A 24479-nucleotide genomic window follows, 5' to 3' on the forward strand; every position below is an offset into this window, starting at 1 on the left:
CGATGAAACCCACGAAGAAAAAAACGGTCGCCTGCCCCGCCGCACTCCGGCTCGAAGCCATGCTCCCAGTCGACGCCGGCATCCTGTCGCAACAGGCGGACGACTGGACGGACCGAAGCGTGGAACGCGGTACGGTCGGCCCGCTCGCCGCCGAGCACGCTCTCTGGCACAACTGCCTCTTCCGCAACGTGACCTTCACCGACTGCCGGCTGCACAGCGCACAATTGAGCGACATCCGTTTCGAAGGGTGCGATCTCTCGAACCTCGCGCTGGACGGTGCGGCGCTCAACCGCGTGGAGTTCGTCGGCTGCAAACTGCTGGGCGCCGCCCTGCCCGACGCCACGCTCAACCACGTACGGCTGGAACGTTGCAACGGCCGCTACCTCAACCTGTCGGGCAGCCGCCTGCGGCAGGTACGCTTCACGGAGTGCGACCTGACGGAAGCGGCGCTGAACGACTGCCGCCTCGACGGCGTCGCCTTCGAGGGCTGCACGCTGCGCAGCACCGAGTTTTCGCATACGCCGCTGCGCGGCATCGACCTCAGGCAGTCGCAACTCGGCGACCTGCGGCTGACCGTCGACGACCTGCGGGGCGCTATCGTCGCCCCGAGCCAGGCCCTCGACCTGCTGCCGCTGCTGGGCGTCGTCGTCCGCACCCAAACCGCCGAAGAGACCGAATAACCATGGAGATCCGCGAAATTACCGGCGACAAACGCCGTTACCTGCCGCTGCTGCTCGTCGGCGACGAACAGGAGGAGATGGTGATGCGCTACCTGCCGCACGGAAGCCTCTTCGTCTGTTTCGATCCCGACCCGTGCGCCGTCGCGGTCGTCACCGACGAGGGCGACGGCTGCTGCGAACTGAAAAACCTCGCCGTCGAACCCTGCCGCCAGCGGCAGGGCCACGGCCGGCGAATGGTCGCATTCGTCGTCCGCCGCTATGCTGAGCAAGGCTACCGCACGCTGCGGGTCGGCACGGGCGAAACGCCCTCGACACTCCGCTTCTACGCGCAGTGCGGCTTCCGCCCCGCAGGCCGCATCCACGACTTTTTTACCCGCAATTACGACCACCCGATCGTCGAGGAGGGCGTCCTGCTGCGCGACATGATCCTGCTCGAACAACCGCTCGGCACCGAATAGAGTTCCACAACCCCGAATCGGCATGAAAAAGACCGGAACCCGAAGTTCCGGTCTCATGACTGCGCGTCGTGCACGCCCTACATGAGCGTGAGGTTGCGCTTGCGTTGCGCGAAATTACGCGACAGCACGGGTGCGAAGGGAGAATCGTAGCTGCGTGCGCCGACGGGACATCCCTTGACGCAAGCACAGCAGCGGATACACTTCGCCGCATCGGTACGAAGCTCGTCGCCGGCGACGATGGCTCCCGTCGGGCAGAGTTTCACACAGCGGCCGCAGTGCGTGCACCTGTCGGCCGAGGTCTCGACCGCCACCCGTTGCGGATGCCGCTTCTGACTGCGGCGGTAACCGAGTACGAACCGCACGAACCGCCACATCGAGAGCATCCCGTTGCGCACGGTCGGCAACCTCTTCGCATCGATCGCCCGCACCCCGCCGGCAGCGAGTTTCGCCGCCACGACGCGCCCGAAGGCCTCGGCCTCGGCGCAGTCGTCCCCGTCGGGCCGCCCCGCAGCGATCGGCCAACGCGCCGTGGAGTAGGAGTGCTCGCCGACGAAAGCGGCCGCAGCCACGGGCACGAATCCCCGCGCCGCCACGAAATCGGCCAGCTCGCACGCGGCATGTTCGTAGGCGCGATTGCCGTAGAGCACGACCACCACGGCCGGCGTACCGTCGCCCCGCACGGCATCCAACCGCCGCAAGGCGAGCGGAGCCGCATGCCCGCCGTAGACGGGTACGGCGAAGACCGCCGCGTCCCCGCGCTCCGCCGCAACGCAGACCGCATCGTGCGTCGCGTCGCAAACGACCGTCTGCGTGCAGTTCAATCCCCTGCCGACGGCCTCCGCCACGCGGCGCGAAGTCCCCGTCGGGGAAAAGTAACAGATCCAACTCTTCGCGGGTTTCATCGGGCCGCCTCCTTTCCTCCGGTCAGCACCACCGTCACCGACATCGGGCCGTGCGCACCGATCACGAGCGCCTGTTCGATGTCGGCCGTCTTCGACGGGCCGGACATGAAACAGCCGAAGCCGAAATCGCGGTCGAAGCGCGGGTCTTCGACGGCATCCTGCATCGTGGCGACCACCGCGTCGCGCGGAAGCAGGATCACCAGCGACTCCACGGCGAAGTAGAGCGCCTTGTGCCGCGCCCGCTGCGGCAGCCATACGGCGCCGTTCTCGGCCACGCCCAGCACTCCGCCGACCACGGCCGCGTCGATCCCGTCCAGTTCGCGCGCATCTTCCACGGCATCCGCATCGAACGCCGAGGGAATCTCCTCCACGGCCGACACCACCCGCCGGCCCTCCAATCCGAGCGACCGCAGCAACTCTCCGGCCGGAACACCTTCCGCCCACTCCGCCACGCGGCCGCCCGCCGCCTCCACCGACTGCCGGAACGCCGTCAGCGGATCATCGAACCCTTCGCGCCCGAAATCCAGCGCAGGCATCGGGTGCTCGGGCATCCCGCTGTGCGCCAGACGTGCCAGGATAGCTTCTTTCGTATTCATCGTTTTTCCTTTTTTTCCGTTGCGATTTTTCCCTCTTTCCACAGTTCGTTGAAACTCCGGCGAGCGAAATGCGGCATCTCGCGGCCGGCGCACCACGGGTTGAAGCGGTTGTTATAGACGAAGCGCGGCACCCACGGAATCAGCTTCAAACCCGTGTAGAACAAGGTTTTGTGCCGCATCACCACGTCCATTCCCTCGACCGTCAGTTTCTTGCGGGTATCGGCCACGCCGTCGGCATCCATCTCCTGCCGCCACGCGTAGATCTGTTCGCCCAGGTCGATCCGCGCCGGACAGACGTTCGAGCAGGAGTAGCACAGCGAACAGCCCGACACGTTGCCCGCATAGCGTTCGGGCGAGCGCAGCATCCCCAAGTTGATTCCCAGCGGGCCGGGGATGAAATACGAGTAGGAGTAACCGCCCGACCGCCGGTAGACGGGACAGGTATTCATACAGGCGCCGCAACGCAAACATTTGAGCATGTTGCGGTGCGCCTCGTTGCGCAGCGATTCGGTGCGGCCGTTGTCGACGATGACCACATGGATCTGCTTGCCCGGCTCCGGACGTCGGTACAGCGACGTATAGGCCGTCACGGGCTGCCCCGTGGCCGAACGCGCCAGCAGACGGGTGAAGACCGCCAGCGAACGGTAGTCGGGGACGACCTTCTCCAACCCCATGATCGCGATATGCAGATCGGGAAACGACGTCCCCAGATCGGCGTTGCCCTCGTTGGTGCAGACTGCGAAGGCCCCCTCCGAGGCCACGGCGAAATTGACGCCCGTCATGGCGACGTCGGCCGTGAGGAACTTGCCGCGCAAATGTTTGCGCGCCTCGTGCGTCAGGTAGGTAGGATCGCTGTCGCCCCGCGCCGTGCCGAGTTCCCGTTCGAAGAGTTCGCCCACCTCCTCGCGCCGCACATGGATCGCCGGCAGCACGATATGGCTGGGCGGACGGTGCATCAGCTGCATGATCCGCTCGCCCAGGTCGCTCTCCACGGCATCGATCCCCTGTCCGGCCAGGAAGGGCGCGAGGCCGCACTCCTCGGAGAGCATCGACTTGCTCTTGATGAGCGTCCGCCCGCCGTGCCGGCGCAGGATGTCGAGCACGATCCGGTTCATCTCGCGGGCGTCGGAAGCCCAGTGGACGACCATTCCGTTGGCCGTCGCATTGCGTTCGAACTCTTCGAGATAGCGTCCCAGATGCGACAGCGTGTGCAGCTTGATCTCGGAAGCCGCCTGCCGCAGCGCCTCCCATTCGGGAACGGCGTGCGCCATGCGGTCGCGCTTCTCGCGCACGTGGTAGAGCGCGCGGTCGTGCCATGCGGCACGCTCCCTGTCGGCGAGGAATTTCGCCGCGGCCTTCGCATGTGTACTCATTGTCGTGCAGTCAGGATTTCAACGATATGCAGGGTCTTTATCGGCAGCCGTTCGCGGTCGATGACGCCCTGCATGTGCATCAGACACGAACTGTCGGCCCCCGTGATATACTCGGCGCCCGTAGACATGTGGTCGCGGACCTTGTCGTGCCCCATGCAGACCGAGACCTCCTTCTCCTCCACGGCGAACATGCCGCCGAAACCGCAGCACTCGTCCACGCGCGCAGGCTCGAAAACCTCGACCCCTTCGACCAGCGCCAGCAGGTCGCGCAGCTTGGAACGATAGGGAATGTTCAGCTCGCTGGGCGTACTCAGCCCCATCAGCCGCACGCCGTGACACGAGTTATGGATACTCACCTTGTGGTGGAACGAGGCGTCGAGCCGTTCGGGACGCACCACGTCGTGCACGAACTCGCAAATTTCGTAGATGCGCGACGCCAGACACGGCCCGCCGTCGGCGTGCGGCACCAGGCGGGGATACCCTTCGCGCACGAAACTCACGCAGCTGGCCGACGGCCCCACCACATAGTCGTACCCCGCGAAGAGCTCCTCCATGCGTTCGGCCAATGGTTGCGCGTCGCGTTCGTAACCCGCATTGGCCATCGGCTGCCCGCAGCAGGTCTGGTCGAGCGGATAGTCGACGTCGAGCCCCAGCGACCGCAACAGCCGGTAGGAGGCCTCGCCCACCTGCGGATAGAGGGCGTTGATGTAACAAGGTATGAATAGCGCTATCTTCATCGTATTTCCCGATAAAAAGTCCGTTTCGGTATCCGTTTCCGCCTCAGCGCCATTCGGCGACCTCGTCCGGCGACTTGCGTTTCTTCTGCGCCGGAGCGTCGGCCGGATAGCCGACCGGGATCAGCACGACGGGTCGCAGCGTCGCGGGCAGCTCCAACGCCTCGCGGCAGAGCGGCACGTCGAAATTGCAGACCCAGCAACTCCCCAATCCCTGCTCGGCTGCTGCCAGACAGATGTGTTCGGCAGCGATCGCCGCATCGATGTCGGCATGGTCGTGTCCGTCGCTTTTACGCTTCCACGACACCGACTCGTCGACGCACACCGCGATGCAGAGCGGCGCTTCGGCGAACCACTCGCGGTGATAACAGCGTCGCAGGGCCTCCCTGCGCGCATCGCTCGCCACGACGAAGAATCGCCACGGCTGGAAATTGACCGCCGAAGGCGCCAGCCGCGCACACTCCAACAAATACTCCACCTTCTCCCGTTCGACGGCCTGCGGCCGGTAACTCCGCACCGAATAACGCGCCTTGACCAAATCCAGAAAATTCATACCGTTCATTTTTTATCGTCTCCTGCACTTTTCATTCCACGACCGGCAGAGGACGCCGGCGGGCAATCGGTCTAACGAAGATACGAATAAGCGAGGGCAATGTCAAATTTTATTCGAACATTGCCGAGACGGAGTATCTTCGGCGAAGCCAAAGATACGAAATATTTCACGGAATTATCCGGAATGCACGATATTTCATAAATTAAAAATCGAATCCGATACGCTCCTTCCGGCCGCACGGCGCGGGCGAGGGAACTGGCACAATCGCAAATAAGTTTGCTTTTGCTATCTTTGCAGACGGAATGTCTGACTGCGGCCGTCCTGCCGAGCCTAGACAGAACCGACCCCGTCCGAACGCTGCCGGGGCAAGAAAACGAAGAGTGAACATGAACAGACTCGAAATTATGAAAAGACGAATTTTACTTTTGGTGCTGGCCGCGGTCTTCGTGCTGCCGGCCGTGGCACGGACTCCGCTGCAACAGCGGCTCGAAAAACTGGAACGGGCCGTCGAGGTGACGCCGCTAGAATCGACCCGCTTCGACGAGAAGTACGAACTGGTCCTGCGCCAGCCGCTCGACTGGCAGGCCCCCGAAAAGGGCTCTTTCACGCACCGCATCGTCGTCTCGCACGCCGGCTTCGACAGGCCGACGATCCTCGTCACCGAAGGTTACGGCGCGAAATACGCCTACCGTCCGGATTACCGTGAAGAGCTGTCGCAGCTGCTCGACGCCAACATCGTCTTCGTCGAGCACCGCTATTTCCTCGGCTCGACGCCCGACCCGCGCGACTGGCACTACCTCACGGCCGAAGCTTCGGCCTGCGACCTGCACGACGTGCGGCAGCTGCTGGGCACGATCTACCCGGGCAAGTGGATCGCCACGGGAATCAGCAAGGGCGGCACGACGACGATGCTCTACGCGACCTTCTTCCCCGGCGACGTCGACGGCTACGTCCCCTATGTGGGCCCGGTCAACCGCTCGCGCGAGGACGGACGGCACGAGAAGTTCCTGCGCCGCGTGGGAACGGCCGACGAACGCGCCGCCGTCGAGCGTTTCCAGACGGAGGTGCTGCGCCGCCGCGACCGGCTGATGCCCCGTTTCGAAGCCTACTGCCGCAAAAAGGGATACGAGTTCCGCGCGCCGCTGACGGAAATCTACGACCTCTGCGCATTGGAGTACGCCTTCTCCTTCTGGCAGTGGGGCTCGAACTCCTACGAGATTCCCGCTACGTCGGCTACGGACGACGAACTGTTCGATTACTTCATCGGAGCGGTCGACCCCGAATACTTCGTGCGTGAAACGCCGACGACCTCGTTTTTCGTGCAGGCGGCCCGCGAACTGGGGTACTACGGCTACGACACGCGCCCCCTGCGCAAATACCTCAGTATCCGCAACAGCAAAGACTACCTGCGGCGGATCTTCCTGCCCGACGAGCTGCGCGACCTCGATTTCGACCGGACGCTCTACCGGCGGATGCACCGCTACCTCAAACGCGAAGACCCGAACATGGTGATGATCTACGGCGCCAACGATCCGTGGACGGCATCGGGCGCGGCATGGGCCGTGACGCCCCGCAAGCGCAACATGAAGCTCTTCGTGCAGCCCGGCGGATCGCACCGCACGCGCATCGCCACCCTGCCCGAGTCGATGCGCGAAGAGGCGATCGCCGCCATTCGCGGATGGTTGGAATAGACGGAGCACGCTCCGCCCGAACGGAAGCCCGAACTCAGGCTTCCGTTTTTCTGTGCCGTTTGGGAAAGAGCCGCCGGAAGCGAAGCAAGAAAGAGGCGAACCGCCCGCCGGCGACGATGAGCGTCACGGCCACCAGTATCAGCGCGATGCCGAGCCCCAGCCGCGCCGTAAGTTCTTCGTGGAAAATCACCACGCCGAAGAAGACCGCCGTGACGGGTTCGAGCGCACCGAGGATGGCCGTCGGCGTGGAGCCGATGTAGTGGATGGCCTGCGTGGTGCAGAGCAGCGAAACGGCCGTCGGCAGCGCCGCCAGCGCCAGCACGTTGCCCCACAGATACCACGACGGGACGGCTTGCAGGCCCGAGAGGAAATCGAGCCGCACGACGTAGATCGCAAGGCCGAACAGCAGGGCGTAGAAGGTGAGCTTGACCGTCGGCAAGGCCGCCAGCGCGGAGCGGTTGACGCCCACGATATAGACGGCGTAGGAAAGCGACGAGAGCAGCACGAGCGTCACGCCCGTGAGGCTGAGCGTCTGGCCGTCTCCCTCGTAGAGCAGCCCGATGCCTAAAACGGCCAGTGCGATGCAGAAGATCGTCAGCGGCGTGATGCGTTCGCGGAAGCCCAGGGCCATGATGAGCGCCACGAGGATCGGATAGACGAACAGAATCGTCGAAGCGATACCGGCGTCCATGTAGTTATAGCTCATGTAGAGAAAGAGCGACGAGGCGGAAAAGAGCAGACCCATGGCCACGAGCGGCAGCATCTCACAGCGGCGCAGGCTGAAATCCTGCCCTCGCAGACGGATCATCACCGCCAGAATCGGCAATGCGAAGGCGTAGCGGTAGAACAACACCGAGTCGGGCGTCATTCCCGCATGATAGAGCGGCAGGGTGAAGAGCGGGTTCATCCCGTAGGTCGCGGCCGCCACCGCACCGCAGACGAGACCTTTGGTTCTGACATTCATGGTCGTATCGATTTCGGCCGCCCCTTCGGAAGCGGCCTTTTCCGGCAGGCAAAGATACGCAACATGCGCCGAGAAAAAATCGGATTGCGCAAAAAAGTTGCGAAGCGCCGGTTCGCACCCCGCGTCCGGACTGCAAAAAAGAGGCCGCAGCGGAAGACGCCCCGCTATTTCGACTTCACCCGCGCCCGGATCCGGCTCAAACTCACCGGCGTAATCCCCAGATAGGAGGCGAGCGTCTCCAACGGTACCCGCCGCAACAGTTCGGGGCGTTCCCTCAGCAGCGTCTCGTAGCGCCGGGCAGCCGGAAGGAAAAGCATCGGAATCAATTTCTGCTCCGTACGCAGGAACTCCGATTCGGCGAACCGCCGCGCCCAGTTGGCGATGTGGATGTCCTCGGCGAGAAATCGCTCCAAATCGCTGCGTTTCAACACATACAACAGGGAATCCTCCATGAGTTCGACCGTTTCGTAGCCCGGTTCGTCGTCGACGTAGCTTTTCAGGGAGATGAGCGCCGATCCCTCGGCCCCGATCCAGAAGGTGACCTTTTTCCCGTCGGCGGAAATACAGGCGCGTGCGATCCCCCGGCCGATGAAGAAGAGGTTCGGCTCCACACGCCCCGCTTCCAGCACGCAGTATCCCCTGGGGCGGGACAGACTCGACATGCAGGCCGCCAGCCTGACGGCGGAACTCTCCGGCATCCGATAGATCCGGTCGATGATTTCACGTATATCCATGACGATGCGTCCGCAAGCGTTTTCCCTGCAAAGGTAGTCAAAGTCGCCGGCACACGCGCACTTTTCCGATTTTCTTATCAAATGTAAAGCGCCGGACGGAATTTTACGGGTAACTTTGCATCCGTAAAAGAATAAAACACGACGCGATGAACTGGATCATACTGATCGTGGCCGGCCTGTTCGAGACCGGCTTCGCATTCTGTCTGGGAAAGATGAAAGAGGCCACGGGAGCCGAATACTGCTGGTGGGGAACAGGATTCCTGCTGTCGCTGGCGCTCAGCATGACGCTGCTGGCCAAGGCGACCCAATCGTTGCCGATCGGCACGGCCTATCCGGTGTGGACGGGCATCGGTGCCGTGGGAACGGTGCTGGCGGGAATTCTGTTCCTGAACGAACCGGCGACCTTCCCGCGGATCTTCTTCCTGCTGCTGCTCATCGGCGCTATCGTCGGGTTGAAACTCGTCGGCGAACCCCATTAGCCTTCCGCGAAGCCCCTCCGGCGCAGCGGCGGCTAATAGCGGAGCAGATTGGCTCTGCGCACCGCATCGGCCGAACGGCGGGTGGCGACGCCCAGCCACAGCCGGTCGCCCTTGCGTTTGATCCCCTCGGCCTCGGCATATCCCGTATCGGTCAGCCCCAGCACACGAAGTCCTTCGAGATCGGAGTAGGCCCCGACGGGAAGACGCCAATGGACGATCCCGCCGTCGAGCGTGGTGACGGTGATGCGTGCATCGGAGGGGCCGTTGGCCGGTTTGTTGCCGTTGCCGGCACCTTCGAAGAGATAACAGCAGCGGCCGTCGACGTCGAAGCCCTGGAAGGGATAACTGCAAAAGTCGCGGGCGGTATCCTCGCCGTGCGGCATCAGAAAGCCACCTACCGGTATGAGCCGCCGCAAATCCCGACAGCGGATCGCCCGCTCTTCGGTACGCTCGCACTCGCCCGACCGTTCGCCGCCCCACGTCCGCACGACGCGGAGCACCGTGTCGGGCAGCTCCAATGCCTCCGAGAGGCGGAAGTGGCGGAAGCCGTGCGTTCCGTCCGCCTTGCGGTAGGAGATCGAGAGCAGGTCGTGCGCCCGATCGACGGCCGGCAGCAGGTTGAAACAGCCGTCGTCGAAATAGAAGGTCTCGCCGCCGTCGTGGTCGCAGCACGTGCCGGCACGGAACGGGATGCGCGACACGGTGCACGACTGCCAGTACTCCCCTCCGACGCGCGTGGCATTGCTGTCGATCCAGACGTAGCGGGTGCCGCCGCACTCCTCGACGGCGATGTTGGCGCCGTGCCCGAAGTAGCGGAGCGTCATGCGGGGCATCGTGTCGCAGCCGGGCCGCACCTCGAAGACGTAGACCTCGTGGGAGCGAGTCCGGCCGGGAACGTGGTTCTCGAATGCCCCCAACTGCGAGATGTAGATAGTAGAATCGGACACGACGTCGAACGACTGCATCACCCGCCGCGGGGCGAGTAGTTCGAGGTCGCGCAGCACGACGAGCGTGTCGTCGAGCGGCCGCGCCAGTCGTTCGGGCAGGCTGCGCACGAAACCGGACACGGCGGTCTGCGCCGCAGCGGGGCGCACGGCGGCCGACAGGCAGAGGAGGAGAAGAAGTCGTTTCATTGCGGGAAATCGGATCGATCCGATTGACAAAAATAGCATAATCATCCGAACCCGCCGCCGTTTCGAGCGAAAAAGTTTCGAATTTTCCCGCACGAAACCGGCTTATACCCCGCACTGCCAAAAGGCCGCGACAAAAGCATCCAGCCGGGGAACGGCTGACGTCTGCGCCTACAACGCTACGCGGACGAGCTCGCGCCCGCGTTTTTCGACGGCGCAGCCGCCGCCCGTTCCTCTTCCCGATTTTTGGCAAGGCGGAGACAGTTGTGCGTTACGCGCAACCATGATTATTTGCAGGTGTCCGCACATGGCAGGCCGGAGGCCTGCGGGATCGTACTGCGAAAATAGCGGAAAGAGTGACGACAGCAGCGCGAGCGCCCGGAGCGATCGTGCGCTGCGCGCAACCATAAATCCTTTGCTTGCCAAACTTTTTCGTATTTTCGGCTGCTCCTCGGATACTCCCGCTCGGCAAATTGCAAACAACGTTTGCATTTGCCCTCGCTTTTTCGTATCTTTGCCCGCCAAAGCGAGTGAAAACAAGCAAATAAATATACGTTATGGAGATCAAAAGAACACAGAAAGAGGAGCAGACCTCGTTGATTTCGGTCAAGGTCGGCGAAAAGGACTACGGCGAAGCCGTCGAGAAATCGCTGCGCGACTACCGCCGCAAGGCCAACATCCCGGGCTTCCGCCCCGGCATGGTGCCGATGGGAATCATCAAAAAGATGTACGGCAAGGGCGTAGTGGCCGAGCAGTCGTACCGCACGGCGTCGAACGCCGTCTTCGAGTACCTCCAAAAGGAGAACATCGACTATCTGGGCGACGTGATTCCCGCCGAGGAGCAGGGTGCTTTCGATTTCGATAACGACACCGAGTTCGAGTATATGTTCGAGATCGGCGAGGCGCCCAAGATCAACCTCGCTCTTTCGGCCAAGGACAAGGTGACCTACCACCGCATCAAGATCGACAAGCAGATGCACGACAACTACCGCTCGAATTTCCTGCGCCGTTACGGCCGGCTGGTGGACGTCGAGAAGGTCGCCGACGACGAGGCGCTGACCGTCACGCTCGACAACGGCGAACTGCGCGTCGAGGATGCCTACGTGGGGCTGATCTCGATGAACGACGAGGAACGCAAGCCCTTCAAGGGCAAGAAGGTCGGCGCCAAGATGAAGGTCGACATCAACGAGCTCTACAAGAATCCCGCGCAGCGTGCCGCGGCCTTGCAGCTCAAAGAGAACGAACTGGCGGAGGTGAAGCCCGAATTCTCGCTCGAAATCACCAAGATCCGCAAATTCGCCGATCCCGAGCTGAACGAGGAGTTCTTCAAGACCGCCTTCCCGCAGGGCAACGTCACGGACGAAGCCGGACTGGACGCCTTCGTCGACACCGAGATCGGGAAGGAACTGTCTCGCGAGAGCGATTACCTCTTCACGCTTCAATTGCGCGACTTCCTGCTGAAAAAAGCCGACTTGAAGATGCCCGCCGCCTTCCTCAAACGCTGGCTCTACGTCATCAACGAGGAGAAGTTCTCGAAAGAGGAGATCGAAAAGGACTTCGACCAGTTCCTCAAAATGTTCTCGTGGAACTTCATTCAGAAGCACTTCATCAAGGAGGACAACCTCACCGTAACGGCCGACGAGGCGCTCGCCGAAGCGAAGGCTTTCGCCGCCGCACAGTTCGCGCAGTACGGAATGCCGGCCGCACCGGACGAGATGCTCGAAAACTTCGCCAAGCAGCAGATTCTCGCCAACAAGGAGCAGTCGCAGAAGATCTACGAGAAACTCTACGAAACGAAGGTGGTCGAGGATGTGAAGGGCAAGATCAAGGTGACCGAAAAGGCCGTTTCCGCCGACGAATTCGCAAAACTGGCCAAGGAGATATAGTCCGGAGTACGCGGTTTTCGGAAAAATGATTAACTTTGGACTCTGCGGGCGTGATGTTTGCAGAGTCCTTCTTTTGATCCGTCGCCGGCCCGCGGCGGTGCGGACTGCGGGAAAAGCCCGGCGAACAACGATGTAAAACCATATTAAACGTACAGTCATGTCTTCCGAATTCGAAAAATACGCCGTCAAGCATTGCGGCATCAGCAGCCTCCGGCTGCACGATTTCCGATCCGTCATCTCCGACTACGTGTCGCCCACGATCATCGAGGAGCGCCAGTTGAACGTCGCCACGATGGACGTCTTCTCCCGCCTGATGATGGACCGCATCATCTTCCTCGGGGCGCCGATCTACGACGATGCGGCCAACATCATCCAGGCGCAGCTGCTCTTCCTGGAATCGGCCGATCCGGAGAAGGACATCCAGCTCTACATCAATTCGCCGGGCGGATCGGTTTCGGCCGGTCTGGGCATCTACGACACGATGCAGCTGGTGAACTGCGACGTGGCGACGATCTGCACGGGGCTGGCCGCCTCGATGGGCGCAGTGCTGCTCACGGCCGGTACGGCGGGCAAGCGTTCGGCGCTGCCGCATTCGCGCGTGATGATCCACCAGCCGCTGGGAGGCGCGCAGGGACAGGCGTCGGACATCGAGATCACGGCCCGCGAAATCCTGCGCACGAAGCGCGAACTGTACGAAATTCTCGCCTCGCACGCCGGCGTGCCGATCAAGAAGATCGAAAAGGATGCCGACCGCGACTACTGGATGACGGCCGACGAAGCCAAGAACTACGGCCTGATCGACGAAGTGCTGAAAAAACGCAAGTGACCCGCCGCGCGCCGAAAACGGCGCGCACGCGGCATATACCCATACGAAACGACAACGAATGACACATACGAAGAACCCGAAGAACGGAAATTCGCACACGACCGAGGAGCACTGCTCCTTTTGCGGCAAACACCACAGCGAGGTGCTGATGCTTTTTCAGGGCGGCAGCGGCGCCCGCATCTGCAACGAATGCATCGAACAGGGCTACCATACGCTCGTCGAGCACCACGTGGTAGCCGATCCCCTCTCCGCGACGCCCCCGATGCAGCAGACGCCGCTGCATTACGAAGAACTGCTCAAACCCGCGCAGATCAAGGAGATGCTCGACCAGTACGTCATCGGTCAGGAGGCGGCCAAACGCTACCTGTCGGTAGCGGTCTACAATCACTACAAACGCATTCTCTCGAAATCGGCCGACGCCGAAGGCGAGATCGAGATCGACAAGTCGAACGTCGTGCTCGTCGGCCCGACGGGAACGGGCAAGACGCTCATGGCACGTACGATCGCGCGGCTGCTGAACGTCCCCTTCACCATCGTCGACGCCACGGTGCTCACCGAAGCCGGCTACGTGGGCGAAGACGTGGAGAGTATCCTCTCGCGGCTGTTGCAGGTGGCCTCCTACGACGTGGCAGCCGCCGAACGGGGCATCGTCTTCATCGACGAGATCGACAAGATCGCCCGCAAGGGCGACAACCCTTCGATCACGCGCGACGTATCGGGCGAAGGGGTGCAGCAGGCGCTGCTGAAAATTCTCGAAGGGACGACGGTCAACGTACCGCCGCAGGGCGGGCGCAAGCATCCCGACCAGAAATTCATACAGGTCGACACGCGCAACATCCTCTTCATCTGCGGCGGTGCGTTCGACGGCATCGAGCGCAAGATCGCCCAGCGGCTCAACACGCGGGCGATGGGCTACGGCCGCGCGGGAGCCGACCCGATCGACCGTTCGAACCTGATGCAGTACGTCATGCCGCAGGATCTCAAATCGTTCGGCCTGATCCCCGAACTGGTCGGGCGCCTGCCGGTGCTGACCTACATGCAGCCGCTCGGCCGCGAAGCGCTGCGCTCGATCCTGACCGAGCCGAAGAACGCCATCGTGAAACAGTACGTCCGGCTGTTCGAGATGGACGGCGTGAAGCTCGCCTTCGACGACGAAGTTCTCGACTACATCGTCGACCGCGCCATCGTCTACAAGCTCGGCGCACGCGGCCTGCGCTCGATCTGCGAGGCGGTGATGATGGACACGATGTTCGACATTCCGTCGAGCGGTTGCAAGGAGTTTCGCGTAACGCTGCCATACGCCAAGGAAAAGATAGAAAAAGCAAATTTCGTAGAGCTTAAAAAGGTAGGATAATAAAATATTATTATCTTTGCAGGGGATAAATCCCGCTCGGAAAAGCGACAGGCGGCACGCACCGCACAGGGTGTCACAACGGCCTTCGCCCGACGAATTGACAACTACTAAACAACTGGAAATATGGCAGACAATGCAAAACTGACGCGTGCGGCGGACAACATCCGCGTGCTGGCGGCATCGATGGTCGAAAAGGCGAAATCGGGCCATCCGGGCGGCGCGATGGGCGGCGCCGATTTCATCAACGTGCTCTACACCGAATTCCTGCGCTACGATCCCGACGACCTGCGCTACCCCTTCCGCGACCGTCTGTTCCTCGATCCGGGCCACATGTCGCCGATGCTCTACTCGACACTGGCGCTGGCGGGCAACTACACGATGGACGATCTCAAAGCGTTCCGCCAGTGGGGAAGCTGCACGCCCGGCCACCCCGAAGTGGACGTGCTGCGCGGCGTGGAGAATACCTCCGGCCCGCTGGGTCAGGGACACGCCATGGCGCTGGGCGCAGCGATCGCCGAGCGCTTCATGGTGGCCCGTTTCGGCCAGTGGCAGGCGCACAAGACCTATGCCTACATCTCGGACGGCGCCGTGCAGGAGGAGATTTCGCAGGGCGTGGGCCGCATCGCAGGTCATCTAGGACTGTCGAACCTGATCATGTACTACGACTCGAACAACATCCAGCTCTCGACCAAGGTCGACGAGGTGGACACCGAGGACGTAGGCGCCAAATACAAGGCCTGGGGCTGGAACGTGCTCCACGTCGACGGACAGTCGGTCGACGAGATCCGCGCCGCGCTCCGCACGGCAGGTGCCGAGACCGAGCGTCCGACGATCATCATCGGCCGCACGGTGATGGGCAAAGGCGCGGTAGCCGCCGACGGCACGTCGTATGAGAACAAGGTTTCGACGCACGGCCAGCCGCTTTCGGCCGCCGGCGCCGACATCGCCGCCACGGTGAAGCACCTGGGCGGCGACCCCGAAAACCCGTTCACGGTCTTCGAAGAGTCGAAGGAGATCTACGCCGCACGCCGCGAAGAACTGCGTGCATGGGTCAAGGCCCAGAAGGCCGTCGAGGCCGAGTGGCGCTCGGCCAACAAGGAGCTGGCCCGCAAACTGGACATATTCCTCGCAGGCGAGCTTCCGCCCATCGACTACAAGTCGATCGAGATGAAGGCCGATTCGGCCACGCGCGCCGCGTCGGCGACGGTGCTGGGCGTACTGGCCGAGCGGGTGGAGAACATGATCGTCGCTTCGGCCGACCTGTCGAATTCGGACAAGACCGACGGCTTCCTGAAAAAGACCAAAGCCTTCACGAAGGGCGATTTCAGCGGCAAATTCTTCCAGGCCGGCGTGTCGGAGCTGACGATGGCCTGCATCATGAACGGTATGGCACTGCACGGCGGCGTGATTCCGGCCTGCGGCACCTTCTTCGTCTTCTCGGACTACATGAAGCCGGCCGTACGCCTCTCGGCACTGATGCACCTGCACGTGATCTATATCTGGACGCACGACTCGTTCCGCGTAGGCGAGGACGGCCCGACGCACCAGCCGATCGAGCACGAGGCGCAGATCCGCCTGATGGAGCACCTGCGCAACCACGCGGGCGAGCGGTCGATGGTCGTGCTGCGTCCCGCCGACGGCGAGGAGACGATCGCAGCATGGCGTCTCGCTCTCGAAGAGAAACGCCCCGTGGCGCTCATCCTCTCGCGTCAGAACATCAAGAACCTGCCCGCGCTGGCCGCAAGCCGCCGCGAGGAGGCCGCACAGCTCGCCAAGGGCGCCTACATCGTCGCCGACACGGCGAAGCCCGACGTAGTGATGGTCGCTTCGGGTTCGGAGGTGGCGACGCTCGTCGAAGGTGCAGGCCTGCTGGCTCAGGAGGGCATCAAGGCCCGCATCGTCAGCGTCCCGAGCGAAGGTCTTTTCCGCGATCAGCCCCAGTCCTATCAGGAGTCGGTACTGCCCGCCGGCATCGCACGCTACGGCATGACGTCGGGGCTGCCCGTGACCTTGCAGGGGCTCGTCGGAGAGAAGGGCTTCATCCACGGCCACGACATGTTCGGCTTCTCGGCTCCCTACACGGTGCTCGACAAGGAGTTCGGCTACAACGGCGAGACCGTCGCCGCCGAAGTCAAGAAACTGTTGGGACGCGCATAGCCCGATTCACAGCAAGAAACAGCGCGGGTGTCCGATAGATTCGGACACCCGCGCTGTTTTTCGCCGGAAGTCGCATCCAGGACGGAACCCGCGCGGAACTCGCATCCGAAACCATCCACACGAAATTCCCGACAACTCTCCGGTTCACGGCACCGTCGGACACGGGCGGATTCCTGCGTCGACAAGAGTCATTCGGCAGCTTTTCAGGCGTCTTTCGCCTCCGACACGACGAACGGGGCGTCCCCCCCTGCGAACGCCCGCACCGACCCGCAAAAACAACGACCGCAGCCGGAAAGCTGCGGTCGGAAAAACATTCGCCGGCAAACGGCATCAACCGAAATTCGGCGAAAAGATGCCCGGATGTTCCGTCTTGTACTCGTAGCGAAGCGACTTGTCGAACGTCTTGTCGTACATCACCCCCTTGATCGTGTGGGTGCCGTCGCCGTTATCGACGATCTCGCACGTCGTCCGTTCGGTGTCGTCGGCTGCGAAACAGCCCGTCTCCAACCCGTTCTGATAGGTGAACCAGCCGCAGCCCTGTACATTGGGATCCCCCTCGTCGTCAGTATAGTGCTTGCCGATGTACCACATGCGGTCGGTATGTTTCTCCACCGAATCGGTGTAAAACGGCGAGATCGCCCCCGTAAAGAACTTCCGATAGGTATACCCTCCCGTCGAAGTCAGAATCTCCGGTTCGAAATCGGTATAGATGTAGACGAGAATGTCCACATAATCGCCCGTATCGCCTGTCGACATGCTCTTCGAGCTGAGCATCACCGTCGTACGATATTTTCCGGAAGCCTCGTCCAGACCGTCGTAAGCGAAAAATCCATCGGCTACCGCAATGTCGAAATCATATTCCGGTTCAGGCTCGGGTTCCGGTTCGGGTTCGGGCTCAGGTTCGGGTTCGGGCTGAGGCCCAGGCGTCTCGGTGCCGGGATTGCCATTGTCACCGAAATCGTCGTTGGACTCGCCGCAGGAAAATGTCAGTGCGCACGCGGCGACGAGAATCAGCAGTTTTTTCATATCCTTCTATCTCCGAATTTTCGTTTGACGATTAACGGGCATAGCCTCCGCCGCCCATAGAGGTATAGTCGTCCAGTTCGATCGGGCCGTCGTAGGAAGCTTTGAAATGCTGTCCGTTGGTCTGCATCAGATCGAAATCGATGTCGTAAACGCCGTCGGCATAGGCCACCGTCACCGATCCTTCGTCGAGCGTCAACGTCTCCGAAGTCTTCTTGTTGACGATGCGGTATTGCGTGACGCAGCCCGTTCCGCTCTCTACATAGGACGAGTAGAGATATTTGTAGGCCGGAATCTGCGAACCCGTACCGCCGTCGTTGCAGAACTCGAAAGCGGCCTGCCACTCGTCGTTTTCGAATTCGACGGAGTAGTTGATCGCCCAACCCGTCGCATCGGCTTCGGCATAGGCCTGCGAGATCGATGTGAAGACGATCGCATCGCCCGGCTCCTCGGGCTGGGTCACACCGTAGATGGAGACATCGAGCGAAAGCGGATACCCCTCGGCCGTCGTCAGTTCCCCCTTGATGACATAATTCGTTTCGGACGGCAGGCTCAGTTCGACGCTGCCGGCCTTGACCGCATACTCCGTCGTACCGCAAATGAGCGCCGAGTTTCCGCCCAGCGTGCCGTTGTCGAACGAGTAGGTGCCGGCGGCGATCTTATCGGTGATGAATTCGAGATTCAGTCCGTAGAGGTTCTCCCCCGTGAATGCGGCCAGATAGCCCTTCTCGCTCTTTTCGATCTTGCCGCTGTTGAGTTTGACAGGGAAGGCGAGCGAACCCTTATAGTCGATGTCCAGCTGTTTGTTGTCCTGAGAAATCAGGGAGCCGACGATCGTATAGGCCCCGTCGGCGAAACCGACGTTCACCGATCCCTTCTCGATTTCGAACGCCGCACCGCTGACGGCCGTTACGCTCGACGTGCTGGCCATCACCCAGGGCTCGTTGCTGTGGTAACCTTTCAGGTAGCTGTATTCGTGTGCGGGAATAACGGGCGCCTTCTCCTTCGCATAGTCGTCGTAGAGATCGAGTACGACCGTATAGGCGTCGTTGGTGAGTTTGACATAGAAGTTGTTGCCGCCGCTGTAAACTTGGAGTTCGCCCTCGGTGAAGTGCTGCTGATCGACGTTTTCGGGTTTGTCGCGTTTGAGCGTCGTCATTTCGAGCGGCTCGGACATCTCCTTGTCATAGCTGTCGGCAGCTTCGACGACCGCAACGATCACATAAGTGGTATCGTCGTCGAGGTTTTCGAGCAAAATCTCCTGCGGAGAGGAGGTCTCCACCTTGTCGCCCGTGGCGAAGATGTCGTATTTGTCGGGCAGAACGAAATCTTCGGTCTTCTTGAAATAGCGGTAGCGGCACTCGGCGGCATTGGCGGTAGTGACCGTGAACGAAAGCGTGCTCTCGGTCCGCTCGCCCTCGGCGAGCGTCACCTCCATCGTAGTGCCCTGATTGACTTTCTCGGTCGTCAGCGTGATCGGTTCCGACAGGACGGGGGCGTTCTCCCCTGCCGAAGCGGCCGCCAATACGACATACTCGGCTTCGGCTTCGAGTTCTTTCACCTCGACAAGCTGCGTCTCGACCTTTTCGAGTTGCCGGCCCTCGGCCATGACGGAAACAGCGTCGGGCAGTTCGATCCCTTCGACATTTTTCAGACAGACATAGGCGCATTTGTCCGCATTCTGCGGTGCGACAGTGAAGCTGACCGAACTTGCCGTCGTCGCACCGGGCGTCACGACGACGGATACCTCCGGCTTAGTATTTTCCCCCCCCTCGCCGGGATCGGTGGAGGTGTTGTCGTCATCGCTGCAAGCAGCGAAACCAAGCGCTCCGACGAAGAGCGCCATCGATGCGAATGAAGCAAATAGATTCCTCATACAATCAATGATTTAAAAAATAACAATCGTATTTCGGGCGTCAAAGATAGTAAAATTTTTTTAATAAACCGTCTCGACTATCGGACCTCGGAATACCCTTGCATACGGGTATAAAGCCGTTTCCGTTCAAGCTTTGCATCGAAAAGCACAGAACCGCCGAAACATTGAAACCCGAAACGAGGAATTTCCGTCCGATTCGTAAGCAACTTGTTTCGCGGAAAAATCGTTTCTCCGCAAAAGACCTCCGGCCTCTACATCGGTCGAGCGGCGAAACGGGGACCCGCCCTTCGTCCCGACGCCTCTTTTCCCGAACCGACACGGCGGGCACCGGCCGTCAGGAAGAGGAATTCCGGGCAGCGACCGCCGCGGGAAAAGCGGCAAACCTCGCCGGAACTCACTCCGCAATCGAACCGGCCCTGCGACGGAGGAAATGAAAGAGGGAGCGTCCGCAATTCGGACACTCCCTCCGTATGACCGGAATCCGCGAGACACAGGCTGCGCTGCGTCGCCCCGCGGCTCTTTACAGACGTTCGCTCTTCTCCAACTCGCGGAAATAGCGGTAGGTGCTGACTTTCAACTCGCCCACGGCCGCCTCGTCGGCAACGATGATGCCTGCGGGATGAACCTGCAACGCCGAGATCGTCCACTCGTGCGAGTAGCACCCCTCGACACCGTGTTTCAACGCGCGGGCCTTCTTGTGGCCGAAGGCCTGGATGATGACCTCGTGCGAATCCATGATCGTAGCCACGCCGACCGACATGGCCTGCTTGGGCACTTTGTTCACGTCGTTGTCGAAGAACCGCGAGTTGACGGCCACGGTCTCGGGCGTGAGCGTCATCACGCGCGTGCGCGACACGAGCGACGAATAGGGTTCGTTGAAGGCGATATGGCCGTCTTCGCCGATACCGCCCAGGAAGAGGTCGATGCCGCCTGCGGCGACGATCTTACGCTCGTACTCCTCGCACTCCTTTTGCAGATCGGGGGCGTTGCCGTCGAGGATGTGGATGTTCGCGGCCGGCACGTCGACATGGTCGAAGAAATGCTTGCGCATGAAGGTGTGATAGCTTTCAGGGTGATCTTCGGGGATGCCCACGTATTCGTCCATGTTGAACGTAACGACGTTGCGGAACGACACCTCGCCCGCCTCATAAAGGCGCACCAGTTCCTTGTAGGTCTCCACGGGCGTCGAGCCGGTGGGCAGTCCCAGTACGAACGGACGGTCGGTCCGGGCCGCCTTCTCCTTGATCCGCGCGACGATGTAACGGGCCGTCCACAGGCCGGCTTTCGCGTCGTTCTCTTCGATAATCAGTCTCATAGAATCTTATTTGGTGTTAAAACATTTTCACGAAGACCTCGATGGCCTGGTATTCGGCCATGCCCAACTTGTCGTAGAGGCGGGCGGTATTCTGCGTGCGCTCCTCGGCGCGCTGCCAGAATTCGCGCGAATCGCTGCCCGGGAAGGGCACGATATCCTTCTGCGACACGTGGCGGTAGATGGCGTGACGTTTCTTGATCAGCTCGTCGGGCGAAAGGGGCACGGCCATGTCGACCATCCCCAGATCCCACTCCAACCACGCCCCGCGATAGAGCCACAGATGGCAATTCTTGAGCCATGCGTCGTCCTTAGCGACCTCCAACGCTCCCAGTACGGCCTCCATGCAGGTGCGGTGCGTGCCGTGCGGATCGGCCAGATCGCCTGCGGCATAGATCTGGTCGGGTTCGATCTCGCGCAACAGCTTGACGATGATATCGATGTCGCGCTGCGAAAGCGGCGCCTTCTTCAATCCGCCCGTTTCGTAGAAAGGCAGGTTCAGGAAATGGACGTGCGACGGGTCGAGCCCGAACGAACGGTCGGCGGCCTTGGCCTCGGCGCGGCGGATCGCCGCCTTGATTTCCAACAGCTCGCGCGGTTCGGGCTGCCCCTTCACTTTACCGGCGATAAGACGTTTCACCTCATCGAAACGATCCGCGAAACCCAGTTCGCGCACCGTATCGAGCTGTTGCAGGACGACGTCGTCGTTGACGGCGAAATCGCCCGACGTCTCGTAGGCCACGTGCACGTCGTGCCCGTGGTCGACCAGACGGATGAAGGTGCCGCCCATCGAAATCACGTCGTCGTCGGGGTGCGGCGAGAAGATCAGCACCTTTTTGGGAAAGGGCTTCGACGGAACGGGCCGCGTCGAGTCGTCGGCGTTGGGCTTGCCGCCCGGCCAGCCGGTAATGGTATGTTGCAGGTCGTTGAAGACGTCGATGTTGATCTTGTCGTAAGGCCCTTTGGCTTCGAGCAGTTCGCCCAGCGAATTTTCGATGTAGTCCGAGTGGGTGAGTTTCAGAATCGGCTTCCCCACCACGCCGCACAGCCAGATGACCGCCTTGCGCGTGAACTTGGGCGTCCACTCGCAGGGGCCGACCAGCCACGGCGCAACCTCGCGCGTGAGCTTTCCGGCGGCGTTCTCGTCGATCACCACCTCGATGTTGTGGTGCTCCTGCAACGCCGTGGCGGGCACCTGATCGGTGATCTGCCCCTCGACGACCTTGCGGATCACGTCGGCTTTCTCCTCGCCCCATGCCATGAGTACGATCTTGTCGGCGCGCATGATGGTATCGATCCCCATCGTAATGGCCATTTTGGGCGTATCGTCGATCCCCGAGAAGGCCGACGACTGGATCTTGCGGGAGTCGTGCGAAAGCTGCACCAGCCGCGTGCGCGACTTCTCGTAGGAGCCGGGCTCGTTGAACCCGAGCTGCCCCTGCTCTCCGACGCCGATAATCATCAGGTCGATGTGGTTGATCGCCCGGTCGTAGGATTCGCAGTAACGCGAGATGCGCGATTCGGGCACCGTCCCGTCGGGAATATGGATGTTTTCGGGCAGGATATCGATATGGTTGAGAAACTCCTCGTGGATGCGGTAGTTGCGGCTCTGCGGCTCGTCGGCCCCGATCGGGTAGAATTCGTCGAGGCTGTAAACCGCGACGTTCGAAAAACTCACCATGCCGTCCCGGTAGCGGCGAACCAGCTCGTGGTAAAGCCCCAGCGGCGTTCGGCCGGTCGTGAGTCCCAGCACGAAGGGCTGCACGTCCTCGAAAATCTCGTTCGAAAGCGAATATTCGTTGTGTTTCTTGATCGCCCGCACGATCAGATCGGCGACATACCCCACGCCTTCGGATTCGTGTTCAAAGACCGAGGCGGGAATCTTTTCATAGCGGCGGATGATGTCGCTCGGAGCCGAGTCGACGATCAATCCTCCGTCTTTGGGCAAAGCGTATTTGCTGTTCATATCCGTATATTTTAATTTAGCCCCTGCCAGTCTGCGTCCGGAGCGCGCCCGCCGGAGCGGATCGCCGGCCAGCGGCCGCATTATTTTTTACAAAGATACGAAAAGTCGCATAAAAACGGCAGGATTGAAAAAAATTAAAGTTAAGGAATTCTCCTATTTGAGCGTTTCTCTATTGATACGGTTTTAAAAAAGTAGAAAAGTGAACGTTAATCGCTATTTATCCTAAATTTGTCTTTTTTCGAACATTTTTAATTTTTTTTACTCACCATTGAGAGTACATTACCTCAAATAACGATCGCATCTCCGAAAAACGTACCGCGGAAGATCTTTGCTTTTCAATTATCCGGTATCGGAGAAATATGAGAGATGTCGTCCGAATCGTATTCAATTTCGTTGTCCAGCCATACTTCTCATGGCGATAAATAACCGGATAATACAAAAATTTCATATTATCAAATAGGGTTAAGGAACAACCGGATGCAAAGAAGACGTTCTACTGAATAATCAATATTCAAATATCGGCAATAGAAGTATTTTATTAGCATTTTATAATTATATTTTTTACCTTTGTGCACAACAAATTCCTATTCTCCATAAGGGAATAGTTGATAGGGGGGGGGAAATAAGTGTTATAAAAGTTGCCAATACGATTATAACATCTATTATAAAGCCCCAATGAAGTGCATGCGAAGTTCAAGAAGAGATGCCAATTTTCCGGCTTGAACCGAACGTAAACATCTGTAATATACCCTAATACACACGTTGGGGTGATCTAAGAATGTGTGTTTATGTATGAATATTGCTTCAACCGATACAACAAATACTACGACTGTATGCTGGTTCGTTATGAGGGCATACAAAAGCGAGGGGAAAGCGGAGGAGAAACTCGCCGGTAAAGATGGTTTAGCATACTTTATTCCCAAATGTTATGCGATAAGAGTTTATCACAGAGTGAAGTCTAAAAGGCTCGTCCCGGCTATCCCGAATCTTGTATTCGTTCACGCCAGTCGCTCTCAAATTCTGAATTTCAAAAAACGATATAACTTCCTGCAATTTGTGATGTGGAAAAAAAGTACGGGATCAGAATATATCGTTGTACCGGATGAGCAAATGGATAGTTTCATAAAGGTTGCCTCACAATACGATGAGAATATAAGTTACTATCGGCCAAGTGAAATAAATTTACAGAAAGGAACTCGTGTCCGCATACACGGAGGAAAATTCGATGGGGTTAAAGGTATATTCATGCAAGTACGAGGTAAAAGAAATCGCCGAATAGTCATAATGTTAGAAGGTATCATAGCCGTTACGGCAGAAGTTGATCCCGACTTGGTCGAAGTCATTTCATAATACTTCGTTATCCGCCAGAAAAAGCGCTAACTTTTTTCCGTAGATCGCCGACAACGAGTCAGCAAGCAGACACGTAATAGCAACAATACTCTCCTTACGACTAAAATTGATTGCAACGAGCCGTTGATTTCGGAACTTTCCGATGTAGAATACCGTCTTTGCATGAACGTACGATAAAGAAATTTCCATAAACACCAACTATTCAACGACAAACTTGGAAATTGCCGCATTCAACGAATACATGAACGACAATCATTTATCCATCTCTATCACTCTGACGGAATAATATACGACACATAGACGAGATATGGGATTTCTCGATAATTTAAAGAGCGACAGACAAAAAACATGATTTTGCGTTTTACACAAAGGATAATCTGTTATATGATTCCTTCCGGATTTGAACTTTCTCAGACATTTTAAATCCGGAACGTT

The 24479-nt window shown here is 59.8% G+C and carries 21 protein-coding genes; 9 read left to right on the top strand and 12 right to left on the bottom strand.

The annotated features are described in order from the left end of the window. Positions 1–2: 2 nt before the first annotated feature. Together FMF02_RS02500 and FMF02_RS02505 are read left to right on the top strand one after the other, a co-directional pair. Positions 3–680, top strand: a complete 678-nt coding sequence (locus FMF02_RS02500) for a pentapeptide repeat-containing protein (RefSeq protein WP_141412095.1) — start codon at positions 3–5, stop codon at positions 678–680. Positions 681–682: 2 nt separating this feature from the next. Next, positions 683–1138, top strand: a complete 456-nt coding sequence (locus FMF02_RS02505) for a GNAT family N-acetyltransferase (RefSeq protein ID WP_141412096.1) — start codon at positions 683–685, stop codon at positions 1136–1138. 77 nt (positions 1139–1215) lie between these two features. Here FMF02_RS02505 and FMF02_RS02510 read toward each other — a convergent pair whose 3' ends face one another. The 5 genes from FMF02_RS02510 to FMF02_RS02530 are packed head-to-tail and all read right to left on the bottom strand — an operon-like array spanning position 1216 to position 5296. Next, positions 1216–2040, bottom strand: a complete 825-nt coding sequence (locus tag FMF02_RS02510) for a 4Fe-4S binding protein (RefSeq protein ID WP_141412097.1) — start codon at positions 2038–2040, stop codon at positions 1216–1218. Next, a complete protein-coding gene (locus FMF02_RS02515; protein WP_141412098.1) occupies positions 2037–2636 on the bottom strand; it encodes a LutC/YkgG family protein in 600 nt (199 codons plus the stop codon). The genes FMF02_RS02510 and FMF02_RS02515 overlap by 4 nt, the downstream gene beginning before the upstream one ends. Next, positions 2633–4009 (bottom strand): lactate utilization protein B, encoded by a 1377-nt coding sequence (locus FMF02_RS02520; RefSeq protein ID WP_141412099.1) that lies wholly within the window; start codon positions 4007–4009, stop codon positions 2633–2635. Before FMF02_RS02520 ends, FMF02_RS02515 begins: the two co-directional genes overlap by 4 nt. After that, complete coding sequence (locus FMF02_RS02525) at positions 4006–4746, bottom strand: (Fe-S)-binding protein (protein ID WP_019131282.1); 741 nt, start codon at positions 4744–4746, stop codon at positions 4006–4008. Before FMF02_RS02525 ends, FMF02_RS02520 begins: the two co-directional genes overlap by 4 nt. Positions 4747–4789: 43 nt before the next feature. After that, complete coding sequence (locus FMF02_RS02530) at positions 4790–5296, bottom strand: nitroreductase family protein (protein WP_141412100.1); 507 nt, start codon at positions 5294–5296, stop codon at positions 4790–4792. Between the two features lie 404 nt (positions 5297–5700). Between FMF02_RS02530 and FMF02_RS02535 the strand changes: the two genes are divergently transcribed. Beyond that, positions 5701–6987 (top strand): serine protease, encoded by a 1287-nt coding sequence (locus FMF02_RS02535; RefSeq protein ID WP_141412101.1) that lies wholly within the window; start codon positions 5701–5703, stop codon positions 6985–6987. Positions 6988–7021: 34 nt separating this feature from the next. Here the strand turns inward: FMF02_RS02535 and FMF02_RS02540 are convergent, their stop codons facing one another. Continuing rightward, positions 7022–7951 (bottom strand): EamA family transporter, encoded by a 930-nt coding sequence (locus FMF02_RS02540; protein ID WP_141412102.1) that lies wholly within the window; start codon positions 7949–7951, stop codon positions 7022–7024. A 164-nt stretch (positions 7952–8115) separates the two neighbouring features. Further along, a complete protein-coding gene (locus tag FMF02_RS02545) occupies positions 8116–8685 on the bottom strand; it encodes a Crp/Fnr family transcriptional regulator (RefSeq protein WP_141412103.1) in 570 nt (189 codons plus the stop codon). Between the two features lie 146 nt (positions 8686–8831). Here FMF02_RS02545 and FMF02_RS02550 point away from each other — a divergent pair, with 146 nt between their 5' ends. Further along, positions 8832–9164 carry a DMT family transporter gene (locus FMF02_RS02550; protein WP_141412104.1) on the top strand — a complete coding sequence of 111 codons (333 nt, stop codon included), beginning with the start codon at positions 8832–8834 and terminating at the stop codon, positions 9162–9164. A 32-nt stretch (positions 9165–9196) separates the two neighbouring features. Here the strand turns inward: FMF02_RS02550 and FMF02_RS02555 are convergent, their stop codons facing one another. After that, positions 9197–10297 carry a hypothetical protein gene (locus tag FMF02_RS02555; protein ID WP_141412105.1) on the bottom strand — a complete coding sequence of 367 codons (1101 nt, stop codon included), beginning with the start codon at positions 10295–10297 and terminating at the stop codon, positions 9197–9199. A gap of 554 nt (positions 10298–10851) precedes the next feature. On the opposite strand from FMF02_RS02555, the gene FMF02_RS02560 reads away from it, so the two are divergent. The 4 genes from FMF02_RS02560 to FMF02_RS02575 all read left to right on the top strand — a co-directional run bounded on the left by FMF02_RS02560 (position 10852) and on the right by FMF02_RS02575 (position 16517). Then, positions 10852–12180, top strand: a complete 1329-nt coding sequence (locus tag FMF02_RS02560) for a trigger factor (RefSeq protein WP_141412106.1) — start codon at positions 10852–10854, stop codon at positions 12178–12180. 157 nt (positions 12181–12337) lie between these two features. Further along, entirely contained in the window at positions 12338–13006 is a 669-nt protein-coding gene (gene clpP, locus FMF02_RS02565) for an ATP-dependent Clp endopeptidase proteolytic subunit ClpP (RefSeq protein ID WP_019131291.1), read from the top strand. Between the two features lie 58 nt (positions 13007–13064). Continuing rightward, positions 13065–14360: an ATP-dependent Clp protease ATP-binding subunit ClpX gene (clpX, locus tag FMF02_RS02570; RefSeq protein ID WP_141412107.1), complete on the top strand. Its 1296-nt coding sequence runs from the start codon at positions 13065–13067 to the stop codon at positions 14358–14360. A 123-nt stretch (positions 14361–14483) separates the two neighbouring features. Then, positions 14484–16517 (top strand): transketolase family protein, encoded by a 2034-nt coding sequence (locus tag FMF02_RS02575; RefSeq protein ID WP_141412108.1) that lies wholly within the window; start codon positions 14484–14486, stop codon positions 16515–16517. Positions 16518–16847: 330 nt separating this feature from the next. On the opposite strand, the gene FMF02_RS02580 is transcribed toward FMF02_RS02575, so the two are convergent. The 4 genes from FMF02_RS02580 to FMF02_RS02595 all read right to left on the bottom strand — a co-directional run bounded on the left by FMF02_RS02580 (position 16848) and on the right by FMF02_RS02595 (position 22694). Continuing rightward, entirely contained in the window at positions 16848–17543 is a 696-nt protein-coding gene (locus tag FMF02_RS02580) for a hypothetical protein (RefSeq protein ID WP_141412109.1), read from the bottom strand. A 31-nt stretch (positions 17544–17574) separates the two neighbouring features. Beyond that, the gene (locus FMF02_RS02585) at positions 17575–19416 is read right to left on the bottom strand and encodes a hypothetical protein (protein WP_141412110.1); all 1842 of its coding nucleotides are present in this window, start codon (positions 19414–19416) and stop codon (positions 17575–17577) included. Between the two features lie 520 nt (positions 19417–19936). After that, positions 19937–20731: a glucosamine-6-phosphate deaminase gene (gene nagB, locus FMF02_RS02590; protein WP_019131296.1), complete on the bottom strand. Its 795-nt coding sequence runs from the start codon at positions 20729–20731 to the stop codon at positions 19937–19939. 16 nt (positions 20732–20747) lie between these two features. Continuing rightward, positions 20748–22694, bottom strand: coding sequence for a PIG-L family deacetylase (locus tag FMF02_RS02595; protein WP_019131297.1), 1947 nt, complete (start codon positions 22692–22694; stop codon positions 20748–20750). Between the two features lie 792 nt (positions 22695–23486). On the opposite strand from FMF02_RS02595, the gene FMF02_RS02600 reads away from it, so the two are divergent. Next, positions 23487–24044, top strand: a complete 558-nt coding sequence (locus FMF02_RS02600; RefSeq protein WP_141412111.1) for a UpxY family transcription antiterminator — start codon at positions 23487–23489, stop codon at positions 24042–24044. Positions 24045–24479 lie beyond the last annotated feature (435 nt).

The organism is Alistipes communis, assembly GCF_006542665.1.
GTDB lineage: Bacteria > Bacteroidota > Bacteroidia > Bacteroidales > Rikenellaceae > Alistipes > Alistipes communis.